Raw genomic sequence first — 10,142 nt, forward strand, 5'->3', positions numbered from 1 at the left:
CAGGGGGTTGTCGTTGTGAGCCCCCGTCCGCGGGGACAACCTGGGTAGTGGATGTGTGCCACGCCCAGCCGCGGACGGGGGGATTGGGAGGCCCGGCTGCCGCAGGACCGCGCTCCGTACGGCAGCCGGGCCGGTTCATCAGGCACCTGCCGCGATGATCAGGGAGGTGAAGAACAGCCAGCCCACATGCCACGACTGGTCGAGCGCGTACGCTCCGGTCCCGCACGGCGCGGCCTCGGGCAGCCCGAGCGTGTAGTAGTCGCCCTTGCCGAGACGTTCAGCGAGCGCCTTCAGGGTGTACCGCCGGTCAGCCCAGTAGTGGGTGGCGGCGTCGAGCAGCAGGCCGGCGAAGAGCGTCCACCAGGTGAGCGGCAGACCCGTGACGAAGACGAGCATGAAGAGGGCGGCCAGTTTGGTCAGGGCCAGCGTGAACACGTGCCACAGGCACGCTCGCTGGCCTGCCTTGGTCGGCTCGCCTTTCACGCACGCCTGCCGGTGGGTTTGAACCCAGTGGTCCCCCACGTGGTGGGCGGCGTACAGGGTGGCGAACACTGCGGGGAACGTGATGACGGCGGCGTAGTTGATGGAGGTCATACCGCTACCTCCGCCAGCCAGCGGTCCAGCTCTTTAGCGGCCAGCCGCTTCTCGCCGCCGAGCGGCACCATTCGGTATGTGGCGTCCACGAACGCCTCCAGCGGGGCGCGCTCGGTGCAGAACGCGACGCCGTCGGCCGTGAGCGGCAGCCTGATCGTGATGTAGTCGGAGTCCACGATGTGCGGCTCGACCCGCACCTGCCCTTCGCCGGCCGGGGCTTCCAGGCCGTCGATGAGCAGGGCGCGGCTGAAGGTGATGACGACGGAGATCGCGTCGTCGCGGGAGTCCGGGTCGACGCGCAACTGGTCGTTGGTGACCGCATCGACATCGTGGAGCGGGAGCACGATCTCGACCGCGAACGGGTCGTCACGCCGGAAGATGATGCTCGCGGCGTGCGGCTGGTCACCGTCCCGGGTCACGGCCCACAGGATCAGGGGGCGGCGCAGGGTCATGTTCATCGCGCCGCCTTCGCGCAGGAGGGGTTGGTGCAGGCGAGGATGTCGATCGCAAACGTCGGTGGGGCGGGTATCCAGCCGCGCCGCTTGGGCTGGTGGCTCATGAGGTTGTAGACCTCGTCGGTCGCGGCCTGGATCTCGTCAGAGGTGCGGGTCGTCATCGCGGGCCGCCTTCCGGCTGAGGCATGGCCCGGCACTTCTCGGCGTGCGTCTGAGCCCACTCGCACGCCTTGGGGGTGGAGAACTGGCCGCCCTCGTCGAACTCCTGAACCTGGCGATTCTCGGAGGAGCTGTAGAGCCAGCGATTCCAGTCAAAGAGATGCTTCCCGCCGCACCCCAAGCAGGTGGCGACAGTCTCGGTTGGGTCGTCGCGGTCGTAGTAGCCGGAGCGCTCGGCCACATCGACGGTGGCGCCACCGACTGTGAGGTAGCGGGCGATGACGCCCTCAGGCCACTCGGCGTTGGTCTCGGTGCGGGTCTTCACCGGGACACCGCCTGACGGCGAGCACGGGCAGCGGCGAGGCTGTACACGTTCGAAGTGGGCGCCGAGGGCTCGCGCACCGGGAGGGGGGCCCCGGCAACGTTGAGGAGCATGTCAGCGGCCTTCGCGAGGGAGGCGGCCATGTCGGAGACCTCGACCGCAGTAGCCGCCATGGACGCGGCCTGCTCGTACCAGTCTTGAGCCGTACGGGCCGCGATGTCCGGGGAGAGGGCGGTGTTGCCGAGCGCCGTGTGTGTCATCATTGGCGGCAGTCCTTCCGTTTGACTGGCGGGTGGGACATGCGGGCGGCCCGGATCTTGGCAGTGAGGGGCCGCCCTTTGCATGTCCAGGGGGAATGCGCGCATCAGGCCGTAGCCTCCGCGCCGTACTTGGCGAGCCAGGTGGCGGCGTAGTCCTCGAACCTTGCGCCAGACGGCGTAGTGACGAAGCCGTAGATGAAGTCCCGGCGGAGCCGGTAGGAACGGCCGAAGCGATGCGCGGGAATCCGTCCTTCACGGATGCCGACGTGCAGATAGTCCACGCTCATGTCGAGGATCAGCGCGGCTGCTTCGACGGTCATGAACGGCCTCGATCGACAGAGACACGAGACTGCCTGCATCGCCGTCATCGTCTGGCTCGGCTTTATCTCTTCCATACGCGTAAGGATGGTCCATACGCGTACAGTTGGTCAAGGAGCCCGCTGGGAAGGTGAGTGGATTGATACCTAGGACCTGTGCTGAACTGGGTGCACATTGTTGGACCTTGTCAACGAGGAGCCCCCACGTGACCGAAGTAGTTGGCCAGCCCATCTATCAGCGGATCGCTGCCACGCTGCGAGCGCAGATTGACTCGGGCGAACTGGCGGTGGGCGACCCCTTGCCATCCACGCGAAGACTCATGGAGATTCACGATGCTTCGAACAATGTCGTCCGCAACGCGGTGGATCTCCTGCGTCAGGAGGGCCTTGTCTTTGGTCAACCTGGCAAGGCCGTCTATGTGCGTGCAACGCCTCAAGGAGTTCATACAGAGCGCGCAACGCTAGAGGTCGTGGCGATCGAGGTTGCCGAGCTCCGCCAGGAAGTCGGACGGCTGGCCGACCTTCAGCCATCCGAGGTGATCACGAAGATCGAAGAACTTCGATCCGAGGTGGGCAAGCTCCAAGCAGACCTCCGCCACTTGTACGACCGACTGGGCCAGCCGTACCCACACGGCAAGAACGACATGAAGCCGAGACGCCGCAACCCAGGCGCATAGCCACCCCACGAGGAGCCGGTGACCGAAATGGGAAGGGTCGTCAACCTACGAACGCGGTCCGGACATCCGCCGGACTTCGCCACGCTGGCACGCCGCCGGCTGATCGCCGCCCGACGAGCGCTCGATGTGTCGGCCGCGGAATTTGCGACCATGTTGACGCCGCTCGTCGGATGGCCAGTCAGCGGCGAAGCTGTTGACGCCTGGGAAACCGACTCGGTTCCGCCAGGAGACGTGATCGTCGCTGTTGGCACCGTCACCCCGGCCGAACTGTCGGACGGCGGGGATCGATACATCGGGGGCGTCCTGAGCTCGATACCTCCCAGCTTCGAGGCCGAGGCGCTCTGCGGTTTCTGGGTCACCAGCTTCCGATTCGGTCCTGGGCCGACGCGAAAGGCGCACGTTGACATCGCCAAGATCTCGCTGGAATCTGATCGCCTGATGAAGATCTCCAACCATCCGCCGACGCCGCGCAGCGAGGGCCGTGCATCTCCCTTCCGTAACGAGCTCGAAGCCCAGTTGGTCAACCGTCACCTTGTCGGTCATTGGAAGAACAGCAACGACACCCGGTACTTCGGGATGTTCCAGCTGGCCGTCCTTCCTGGTGAGACCGTCATGGCTGGCTACTACTCCGGCTTCGGCAGCGACATCGAGGTCTCCACGGGCCCCTGGAAATGGGTCCGCCTCGGTGAAGATTCAATCGCCGAGGCGGATCTGTCCCAGATAAGGCTGCGTGATCCAGGTAGCCTCGGCGCGCTTCTTGAAGATCACACGCAGTACGACGCGCCACTCACGCTGGCTGACATCGAAGAGGAGCCCTAATGGAACTGACCAAGCAGGACGTCCGCGAAGTCCTTGATGTTTATATCCGGGCATGGGAGGGGCAGGACCCAGACCTCATCATCACGATCTTCACCGAAGATGCCACGTACCACGAGCGGGTCTTGGAGGCACCGATCCCTAACCGCGAGGCAATCCGGGAGTACTGGGAAAGCAAGGTCGTCGCGTCACAGGCGAATATCAAATGCGAGCTGCTCAACCTCTACCTGGACGGGAGTACCGCAATCGCCGAATGGGAAGCCGAGTTCGACGACGTGGCCCAGCGGGTCCGCAAGCGGATGCGCGAGATCGCCGTCCTCGACTTCGAGGGACGACAGATCGCCGCTTTGCGCGAGTACTGGTCATCAGAGAAAATCGGCGACCTGGTTGACGGCTCTCCCTGTTGAGGATGTGCCTGGCTGCTGCGTTCCCCAACCAAAGAAGTGAGTTCGGACCTCGCTAGTCAACGATCGGGTTCTGTCTCTCTAGAGAAACCCAAGAGTCCCCAGATCATTGTCTATCCGGCATGCAGGATTCCTACATATCGTCCAGTTGACTGATCCATATCTCCTGCTCGTGGCGAGGGCGTGGCATGGGACTCTGGACGTGGTGGACTGAAGAACGCTTCGAGAAGTGGTTTCAAGCCCGGTTCGACCGGTGGATCGACGAACGGTTCGGCACTGAACTTGACCAGCGACTGCAGGCGCGCGACGTTGCGGCGGGCAGCAAGTTCCAGGACAGGTTCGGCCCGCTGTTCGATGCCCGCTTCGAAGCGGCGTTTAATGATCGGATCAAGACGTGGCAGGACAGCGGGCTTCCAGGCTTCGACGCCTGGGTGGAGAACTTCTTCGACACGCTATTCACCGTCTACGCCAACACTTGGGGAGATGGCACCGGGTTCCAAGAACGCTTCGACCGGCGCTTCGATGAGCGCTTCCATGCCCTCTTCGAGGAGCGCCTCAACCAGGCCGTGACGGCTCGGGTCGCGAACGAGATCAACACCCAGATCGATAGGCGCATCGAAGCGTGGCTCGTGGCGACCCGCCAAGACCTCGTCGATGCCGCTCCGATCGCCGCTGATGAGACGGCGGACTCCTCCCCCGAGACGTCTGTCGGGCCTGCTGAGGAGACCGCGACTGCTACGGCTGCTCAGCTCGCCCGATATCTAGCCAAGGGTCCACTACAGCCGCAGCGAATCCGCGCGATCCTGAAAGGCAAGGAGATACCCGGGCAGAGGCCGCACACCTACCCGTTGGGCGAAGCTGCTGCCGCCTTGCTTTTGCGCAAGGGACGTCTGGCAAAGGCGCCGGAGCAGGACAACAACAGGCGGCAAAGCGAACCTGACTCATGATCGGTAGTCGTTGTGGGGCGTGGCTGTTCTCGTGCTAAATGGATACACGCCTCTGTGGCCTTGAAGGCGGGGAATGGCGGCATGTGTGCCTGACTCCTCAAGAGGCGGGCCGTCTACGAGACCTGCTCAGGCCGCAGATCTTCCAACGTGACGATCAGTTGCTTCGCGAGCGCGTACTCCAGGTCATGGAACGCGTCCAACGGCAGCTCGCGCGTAGTCCCCGCCCTGACGAGGTTGCGGCCGGCAGGCTTGAAGATGTCCGCGACCACTCCGTACGGTTCGGCCGCCGTGGCGGTGTAGACCTGAGAGAACTCTCGCAGCCGTGGGCAGAGGTTCCGAGCGATCGGGATGCATGCCCGGCAGGTCGGCGGAGTGTGAGTGAACGGCTCGCCTAGCCCGTTTGCGCCTGGCGACTCGTTCATCACCCACCAGATCAAGCCAGCGCTATCCCTCGCAGGCTGCCCGCACACCTGACACAACAGACGGAGCATGCAACGGCGTTGCCGACCGGTGTTGACCAGCTTCCACTCGGGTCGCCCGGCCCTGGTCAGGCCGTGCCGATGCCACAGTGCTCCGAACAGTCGATCGTGCTCAGTGACATCGGCGTAGGACAGGCGTATCCCGTCCGTGGCCTCAGGAGATGGAGCCAGGGTGAGCTGGTAGCGGATGTCTTCCCCGTCGTAGGCGGTCACGTAAGGGACGACCTTCACGGCAGGTCTCCCGTTCGGAACGGCACCTCGCTGAGGTCGTCGCCGGGACCGGATTCCCACGTCCACACCTTGACCCTGTTGCGTGCGGCTTCCTGGATCAGCGCGGTCTCGGTGGTGGCCCAGAGCTCTTGCACGCAGCCGTAGTCGAGGGCGGCCTGAGGTAGCTCCTGGTAGAGGCGGGCGTGGTAGCCCTCTTCATCCGCCCACGTGTCGTAATGCAGTAGTTCGCGGGGTTGGGCAGGCTGGTCGCCATCCGTAGGCTGTTCCAAGGGTCGCACCTCCGACGTGCGATCAATGGGCCCGCCAGCGTTCCCGCGCTGGGGGGCCCGTTCAATTTCTGGCCACAGTCTGCCACGTCAAGGTGTCTTAAACCATCCCCACATGTATTACAGGACGTCTAGGTGTACCTATGTTTGCCCAGGTACATCCCGCCATGGTGATCGTGTGCATCCGAGTCGATCAAAGTGGCGGCACGCCTTCAGTGTCATCTGCGAGCGGATCCGCACGGGCGAACTGCAGCCCGGCGACCGGGTGCCAACCGTGCACGAACTCATGGGCGAGTTCGGGATGAGCAACACCGTGGCCCAGAAGGTTCATAAGGCATTGCGCGAGGCCGGCCTGGTGGAGACGGAACCCGGAACCGGGAGCTATGTGTTGCCCGGTGCGGCCGAGAAGTTGCAGGGCGAGGACAGCCCGTCAGCGAGCTGACCGCGAGCCTTACGTGTGGTGCGAAGCTGCCAGAAGGGGCTGCAGGGGCGCACGTGCGGTGAGACGCTGGCTTGATCGCGCCAACAGGCAACGAGTCGAAAACATTTTCGATCTAGGTCTTTTGGTGAGGTCTGTCCACATACACACTGATATGGGAATCGCGATGCAATTCCGAGCGCTGAACAGGGTAAGAGCTACGGTGAGCACATGAGGGGAGTCGGCATGGCGCACGTCCAAGACGTAGCCGCATACATCCTCAGCAAGCTCGGCTCGATGACGGCGATGAAGCTGCAGAAGCTTTGTTACTACGCCTACGGGTACCACCTCGCCTGGGAGGAGCGGCGTCTGTTCCCCGAGCGCTTCGAGGCGTGGGCAAACGGGCCGGTCTCCAAAGATCTCTACGGCAAGCACCGAGGCCGCTTCCAGCTCAACCCGGGCGACATCACAGGCGACCTGAGCGCGCTGGACGAAGGCGAGCAAGAGTCGATCGATCTCGTCCTGGCGTCCTACGGGCAGTTCGGCGCCAACCAGCTCTCGCAGATGACACACCAGGAAAAGCCCTGGGTATGTGCACGCCTTCGTGCAGGCGTAGCACCCATGCAGCGCAGTGACGAGCCGCTGCTGGACTCGGAGATCTTCGAGTTCTTCGACGCCATGCTCGCGGCCCGCGCCAATGGCGAAGAGGGCTAAGCAGAAACCCGTCCCGGCTACCGCCTACGAGTCCAAGGGTGTTCCTGTACTCCCTGGCTCCATCGCGCCCGGGGCGGGCAAGAGCATCCCAAAACGGCTGCTAGGTGTCGCTGCGGCGGGGCTGGAGGCCGATCTTCATCATCCCCTGTGGCGGTTGTCGCTGCTCGATACAGAGCACAACGGGGCATGGGCGTGGGCCGGCGTCGACCGGGACACGCTGATCCGCATCATTGATTTCCTCGCGGAAATGGAACGGCTGAGCTGGAAAGAGATCCGCAGCCAGATGACCGGCAACAATCGTCGACGCGGTGCCAAGCACAAGCTCATCCCTGTGGAGCACCTGGTGTCTGCGGCACAGACGCGCCTCCGTGAACTGGAGCTAGACGAGTTCGACGCGGTGTTCCGGTTCCGGCTGAGTGGTCCCGAGCGGCTGTGGGGTGTGATCTCGGACGAGAGTCCGCGGGTGTTCTACCCGATCTGGTGGGATCCTCAGCACAAGATCTGTCCCGGTCGCGATAAGGATTGAGCTCGCGAGCTCTTCTGTCCACGGGTGGGGCGGCGGCGTGGGCCCGACAGCCTTGCGAGGGTTTCCGCCCCCTGGGGATGTTTCCCACGCCGCCGTGTCGTTACCGTTTATCACATTTGTCATGGGCATGCCTAGGCATGCCCGGGTGCGTCTGGGCGGTTCCCGGATGACTGGGGACCACCCAGGATCACTAGCGTTTCTCCATGATCAACTGGGATCCGGCCCCGGAGCGGCCCCTGTGGCTGCAGCTCATGGAGACGTTGCGGCAGCGAATCGTCAGTGGCACCTACGCTCCCCGCACGAAGATCCCAAGCCTGAAGCAGATCACCCAAGAGTTCGAGGTCGGCCTCAACACTGCGAGACATGCGATCGACGACTTGGAGGCTCAAGGGTACGTGCGACCGGTCCCGTCGTTGGGCACGTTCGTGGCGCCTGCTGAGGAGTGGCCGCGTGGCTGACCGCCACTCCTTACTTGATCGTGTGCGCGATGAAGAGCTGCTGGCACAAGACCGCGGCGAGCGCGTCGAGGTCGGGCTGGATGATGTAGCGGTGCACTCCCGCGGCGGCCTGGGCCCGCGTGGGCGGCACGACCCGGGTTGCGCTCCACATGCCGCCGACCCGCTGGGTGATGCGCCAGCGCGGGTAGGTGTGTTCCAGGATGGCGAGTTTGTGCGCAGTGGTGCTGTCGTACGGTTCCGGGCATGGTGACGTCATTGTCATGGAAAGCGGCCCCCCTGGCTGCTTCTGTTGCCGTTGTCCCGTCGTGTTCCCCCGTGACGGGGTCGTCACATAATGCGTCACCGCTCGCGCGTTCGGAAGAGTTAATCGACTGTTTACCTTGACGGTTAATCAGCCGTCACGGATACCCGTCCGTACGGCGGGAGGGGCGTTCGGGCGGAGTGGGAGTGAAGTGGGAGTGGATCACGTTGTCATCGGTTGCCCTGGGTGGACTTCAGTTGCCCTAAAAACCAGCGCTGACCTGCCCGAACGATGTAACCTCACAGGTGGATGATCGGGCAGGACTTCGTTCGCATCGAAGGGGTCAGGGGTTCGAATCCCCTCATCTCCACCAAGGTCAAAGGCCGCTTCCGAGTAATCGGGAGCGGCCTTTTGATCTTCTGAGTGACAAACTGAGTGACATGCTGCTGGACCGCTAGGCGTCCGTGCTGTCGTTGAAGATGCGATCCATGGCCAGGGCGCCGGTTTGGATGACGGGCCGGATCTGGTGTCGATAGACGGTCTCAGTCACTGATGTGCTGGCGTGTCCGCACAGTTTTGCGATCTCGTCTATCGATAGGCCGCCATCATCGGAGAGCAGTGATACGAAGCTGTGTCGTAGCTCACGTGGTGTCCACGCATCGGCGTAGATGCCCTTGATGCCTCTGATGGCGTTGCGGAAGTCGCGCCGTACGTTGTGAGCGTCCAGAGCTGTACCGATGCGACTGGTGAAGACGAGCCCGTGTTCGTTCCAGCGCTGGCTGGCCGCCTTACGTTCGTTGGCTTGTTGGCGTTTTTGCTGCTTGAGTGCTTCCACAGCCCGCGCGGGCAGGGCGAGGGTGCGTCGTGATTTCTTGGTTTTGGTATCACCTCCTGCTCTGACCGACCGCCATACGGCAATGTGCGGGGGGATCGCCGGTTTGCCGAAGGATGCTGGCTTGCCTTTCAGGTCGACGTGGTCCCAACGAAGGTCACGTAGTTCCTCGGTGCGTGCTCCGGTGAGGAGGGAGATCACGATGTAGGGATGCATGCGGTGGTGTTTGGATGCGCTGAGGATGGCAAGGGCTTGCTGAAAGGTCAGTGATCGAGAGGGTCGACCGCCTTGACCCTTGGGGATGGTGCAGAGCTCGACGACGTTGCGCTTCACCTTCTCACGAGCCATGGCGCGTTTGACGATGCGGTTCAGCGCGGAGTAGAGGGCTTGCAGGGTTCGCGTGCTGAGCGTTTGAGCCTTGATCCTGAGCCACTTCTCGACCTCTGTGGCCTTGAGATCCTTGAGCTTGCGTGCACCAAGATCAGGAACGATGTGGACTCGGCACAAGATCGTGTTTGTCTCTATGGTCTGAGGATCACGGCCGGTGAGGCCGTACTCGAGCCAGTCCTCAACGGCCTGCTTGATGGTGTAGCTGCCGGACTCGGTAAGTGTGCCGTCTTCCAGGTCTCGGAGAACTTCCTTGAGTTTGGCCTTGGCTTCGGTCTTGGTGCGTCCTGCGGCTTTGCGGGTTATGCGTCGGCCGGCCGGGGTGTAGCCGATGGTGATTTCGGCGATCCATCGTTGGCGGGTTTCGCTCCAGTACAGTCCGCCGTCGCCGTGTGCGCGTTGTTTGGGCATCAGGCGGCCTGTGCTTCCTGCTCCAGGAGCTTGACGTAGTCCGCGATGGCGTCGGCGGGGACGCGTCGTGCGCGTCCAGCTTTGACGGTGCGGAGGCGTCCGGCGCGGATCTCTTGGTAGAGGTAGCGACGAGACAGGCGGAGAACGACCCCGGTCTCATCGACGTCGTACATGGCTTGGCCCGGGTACACGACGGTCTTGCTGTGGGTTGGCATGCTGGTGCTCCGT

19 protein-coding genes and 1 tRNA gene are annotated in these 10,142 nt (G+C 63.4%); 9 read left to right on the plus strand and 11 right to left on the minus strand.

Annotated features, from left to right (window positions below; translation table 11 throughout):
* Positions 1-138 precede the first annotated feature (138 nt).
* The 6 genes from ACIBQ1_RS10100 to ACIBQ1_RS10125 form a co-directional block, all read right to left on the minus strand.
* A complete protein-coding gene (locus ACIBQ1_RS10100; protein WP_397276126.1) occupies positions 139-594 on the minus strand; it encodes a DUF3307 domain-containing protein in 456 nt (151 codons plus the stop codon).
* Positions 591-1,052 carry an SsgA family sporulation/cell division regulator gene (locus ACIBQ1_RS10105; RefSeq protein WP_397276128.1) on the minus strand — a complete coding sequence of 154 codons (462 nt, stop codon included), beginning with the start codon at positions 1,050-1,052 and terminating at the stop codon, positions 591-593. Before ACIBQ1_RS10105 ends, ACIBQ1_RS10100 begins: the two co-directional genes overlap by 4 nt.
* Positions 1,049-1,210, minus strand: coding sequence for a hypothetical protein (locus tag ACIBQ1_RS10110; RefSeq protein WP_397276130.1), 162 nt, complete (start codon positions 1,208-1,210; stop codon positions 1,049-1,051). Before ACIBQ1_RS10110 ends, ACIBQ1_RS10105 begins: the two co-directional genes overlap by 4 nt.
* Positions 1,207-1,533: a hypothetical protein gene (locus tag ACIBQ1_RS10115; protein WP_397276132.1), complete on the minus strand. Its 327-nt coding sequence runs from the start codon at positions 1,531-1,533 to the stop codon at positions 1,207-1,209. Before ACIBQ1_RS10115 ends, ACIBQ1_RS10110 begins: the two co-directional genes overlap by 4 nt.
* Complete coding sequence (locus tag ACIBQ1_RS10120) at positions 1,530-1,793, minus strand: hypothetical protein (protein ID WP_397276133.1); 264 nt, start codon at positions 1,791-1,793, stop codon at positions 1,530-1,532. Before ACIBQ1_RS10120 ends, ACIBQ1_RS10115 begins: the two co-directional genes overlap by 4 nt.
* A 101-nt stretch (positions 1,794-1,894) precedes the next feature.
* Positions 1,895-2,185, minus strand: coding sequence for a helix-turn-helix domain-containing protein (locus ACIBQ1_RS10125; protein WP_397276135.1), 291 nt, complete (start codon positions 2,183-2,185; stop codon positions 1,895-1,897).
* Positions 2,186-2,313: 128 nt separating this feature from the next.
* Between ACIBQ1_RS10125 and ACIBQ1_RS10130 the strand changes: the two genes are divergently transcribed.
* The 4 genes from ACIBQ1_RS10130 to ACIBQ1_RS10145 all read left to right on the plus strand — a co-directional run bounded on the left by ACIBQ1_RS10130 (position 2,314) and on the right by ACIBQ1_RS10145 (position 4,951).
* Positions 2,314-2,784: a winged helix-turn-helix domain-containing protein gene (locus tag ACIBQ1_RS10130; protein ID WP_397276137.1), complete on the plus strand. Its 471-nt coding sequence runs from the start codon at positions 2,314-2,316 to the stop codon at positions 2,782-2,784.
* 18 nt (positions 2,785-2,802) lie between these two features.
* Entirely contained in the window at positions 2,803-3,603 is an 801-nt protein-coding gene (locus ACIBQ1_RS10135) for a hypothetical protein (protein ID WP_397276138.1), read from the plus strand.
* The gene (locus ACIBQ1_RS10140; RefSeq protein WP_397276140.1) at positions 3,603-4,007 is read left to right on the plus strand and encodes a nuclear transport factor 2 family protein; all 405 of its coding nucleotides are present in this window, start codon (positions 3,603-3,605) and stop codon (positions 4,005-4,007) included. Before ACIBQ1_RS10135 ends, ACIBQ1_RS10140 begins: the two co-directional genes overlap by 1 nt.
* Positions 4,008-4,192: 185 nt before the next feature.
* Positions 4,193-4,951 (plus strand): hypothetical protein, encoded by a 759-nt coding sequence (locus tag ACIBQ1_RS10145; protein WP_397276142.1) that lies wholly within the window; start codon positions 4,193-4,195, stop codon positions 4,949-4,951.
* Between the two features lie 113 nt (positions 4,952-5,064).
* Here the strand turns inward: ACIBQ1_RS10145 and ACIBQ1_RS10150 are convergent, their stop codons facing one another.
* On the minus strand, positions 5,065-5,661 hold the full coding sequence (locus ACIBQ1_RS10150) for a hypothetical protein (protein ID WP_397276143.1): 597 nt from the start codon (positions 5,659-5,661) through the stop codon (positions 5,065-5,067).
* Positions 5,658-5,930, minus strand: coding sequence for a hypothetical protein (locus ACIBQ1_RS10155; protein ID WP_397276144.1), 273 nt, complete (start codon positions 5,928-5,930; stop codon positions 5,658-5,660). Before ACIBQ1_RS10155 ends, ACIBQ1_RS10150 begins: the two co-directional genes overlap by 4 nt.
* A gap of 175 nt (positions 5,931-6,105) precedes the next feature.
* Between ACIBQ1_RS10155 and ACIBQ1_RS10160 the strand changes: the two genes are divergently transcribed.
* The 4 genes from ACIBQ1_RS10160 (at position 6,106) to ACIBQ1_RS10175 (ending at position 8,043) form a co-directional block, all read left to right on the plus strand.
* Entirely contained in the window at positions 6,106-6,369 is a 264-nt protein-coding gene (locus ACIBQ1_RS10160; RefSeq protein WP_397276146.1) for a GntR family transcriptional regulator, read from the plus strand.
* A 222-nt stretch (positions 6,370-6,591) separates the two neighbouring features.
* Positions 6,592-7,059, plus strand: a complete 468-nt coding sequence (locus ACIBQ1_RS10165; protein WP_397276147.1) for a Panacea domain-containing protein — start codon at positions 6,592-6,594, stop codon at positions 7,057-7,059.
* A complete protein-coding gene (locus ACIBQ1_RS10170) occupies positions 7,043-7,585 on the plus strand; it encodes a hypothetical protein (RefSeq protein WP_397276149.1) in 543 nt (180 codons plus the stop codon). The genes ACIBQ1_RS10165 and ACIBQ1_RS10170 overlap by 17 nt, the downstream gene beginning before the upstream one ends.
* A gap of 203 nt (positions 7,586-7,788) precedes the next feature.
* The gene (locus tag ACIBQ1_RS10175; protein WP_397276151.1) at positions 7,789-8,043 is read left to right on the plus strand and encodes a winged helix-turn-helix domain-containing protein; all 255 of its coding nucleotides are present in this window, start codon (positions 7,789-7,791) and stop codon (positions 8,041-8,043) included.
* Between the two features lie 10 nt (positions 8,044-8,053).
* Here ACIBQ1_RS10175 and ACIBQ1_RS10180 read toward each other — a convergent pair whose 3' ends face one another.
* A complete protein-coding gene (locus ACIBQ1_RS10180) occupies positions 8,054-8,305 on the minus strand; it encodes a hypothetical protein (RefSeq protein ID WP_397276153.1) in 252 nt (83 codons plus the stop codon).
* Between the two features lie 265 nt (positions 8,306-8,570).
* On the opposite strand from ACIBQ1_RS10180, the gene ACIBQ1_RS10185 reads away from it, so the two are divergent.
* Positions 8,571-8,657 (plus strand) — tRNA-Ser (locus ACIBQ1_RS10185).
* Between the two features lie 81 nt (positions 8,658-8,738).
* Here ACIBQ1_RS10185 and xerC read toward each other — a convergent pair.
* Entirely contained in the window at positions 8,739-9,914 is a 1,176-nt protein-coding gene (gene xerC, locus ACIBQ1_RS10190; RefSeq protein WP_397276155.1) for a tyrosine recombinase XerC, read from the minus strand.
* Positions 9,914-10,129, minus strand: coding sequence for a helix-turn-helix domain-containing protein (locus ACIBQ1_RS10195; RefSeq protein WP_397276157.1), 216 nt, complete (start codon positions 10,127-10,129; stop codon positions 9,914-9,916). Before ACIBQ1_RS10195 ends, xerC begins: the two co-directional genes overlap by 1 nt.
* Positions 10,130-10,142: the final 13 nt, after the last annotated feature.

The organism is Nonomuraea sp. NPDC050153, from assembly GCF_044460125.1.
In the GTDB taxonomy this organism is placed as follows: Bacteria; Actinomycetota; Actinomycetes; order Streptosporangiales; family Streptosporangiaceae; genus Nonomuraea.

Bases quoted from the DNA above. Each gene is read 5' to 3' on its own strand.
- ACIBQ1_RS10100 (WP_397276126.1), bottom strand. From the start codon at position 594: ATGACCTCCATCAACTACGCCGCCGTCATCACGTTCCCCGCAGTGTTC.
- ACIBQ1_RS10105 (WP_397276128.1), bottom strand. From the start codon at position 1,052: ATGAACATGACCCTGCGCCGCCCCCTGATCCTGTGGGCCGTGACCCGG.
- ACIBQ1_RS10110 (WP_397276130.1), bottom strand. From the start codon at position 1,210: ATGACGACCCGCACCTCTGACGAGATCCAGGCCGCGACCGACGAGGTC.
- ACIBQ1_RS10120 (WP_397276133.1), bottom strand. From the start codon at position 1,793: ATGATGACACACACGGCGCTCGGCAACACCGCCCTCTCCCCGGACATC.
- ACIBQ1_RS10125 (WP_397276135.1), bottom strand. From the start codon at position 2,185: ATGGAAGAGATAAAGCCGAGCCAGACGATGACGGCGATGCAGGCAGTC.
- ACIBQ1_RS10140 (WP_397276140.1), top strand. From the start codon at position 3,603: ATGGAACTGACCAAGCAGGACGTCCGCGAAGTCCTTGATGTTTATATC.
- ACIBQ1_RS10145 (WP_397276142.1), top strand. From the start codon at position 4,193: ATGGGACTCTGGACGTGGTGGACTGAAGAACGCTTCGAGAAGTGGTTT.
- ACIBQ1_RS10165 (WP_397276147.1), top strand. From the start codon at position 6,592: ATGGCGCACGTCCAAGACGTAGCCGCATACATCCTCAGCAAGCTCGGC.
- ACIBQ1_RS10170 (WP_397276149.1), top strand. From the start codon at position 7,043: ATGGCGAAGAGGGCTAAGCAGAAACCCGTCCCGGCTACCGCCTACGAG.
- ACIBQ1_RS10175 (WP_397276151.1), top strand. From the start codon at position 7,789: ATGATCAACTGGGATCCGGCCCCGGAGCGGCCCCTGTGGCTGCAGCTC.
- ACIBQ1_RS10180 (WP_397276153.1), bottom strand. From the start codon at position 8,305: ATGACAATGACGTCACCATGCCCGGAACCGTACGACAGCACCACTGCG.
- xerC (WP_397276155.1), bottom strand. From the start codon at position 9,914: ATGCCCAAACAACGCGCACACGGCGACGGCGGACTGTACTGGAGCGAA.
- ACIBQ1_RS10195 (WP_397276157.1), bottom strand. From the start codon at position 10,129: ATGCCAACCCACAGCAAGACCGTCGTGTACCCGGGCCAAGCCATGTAC.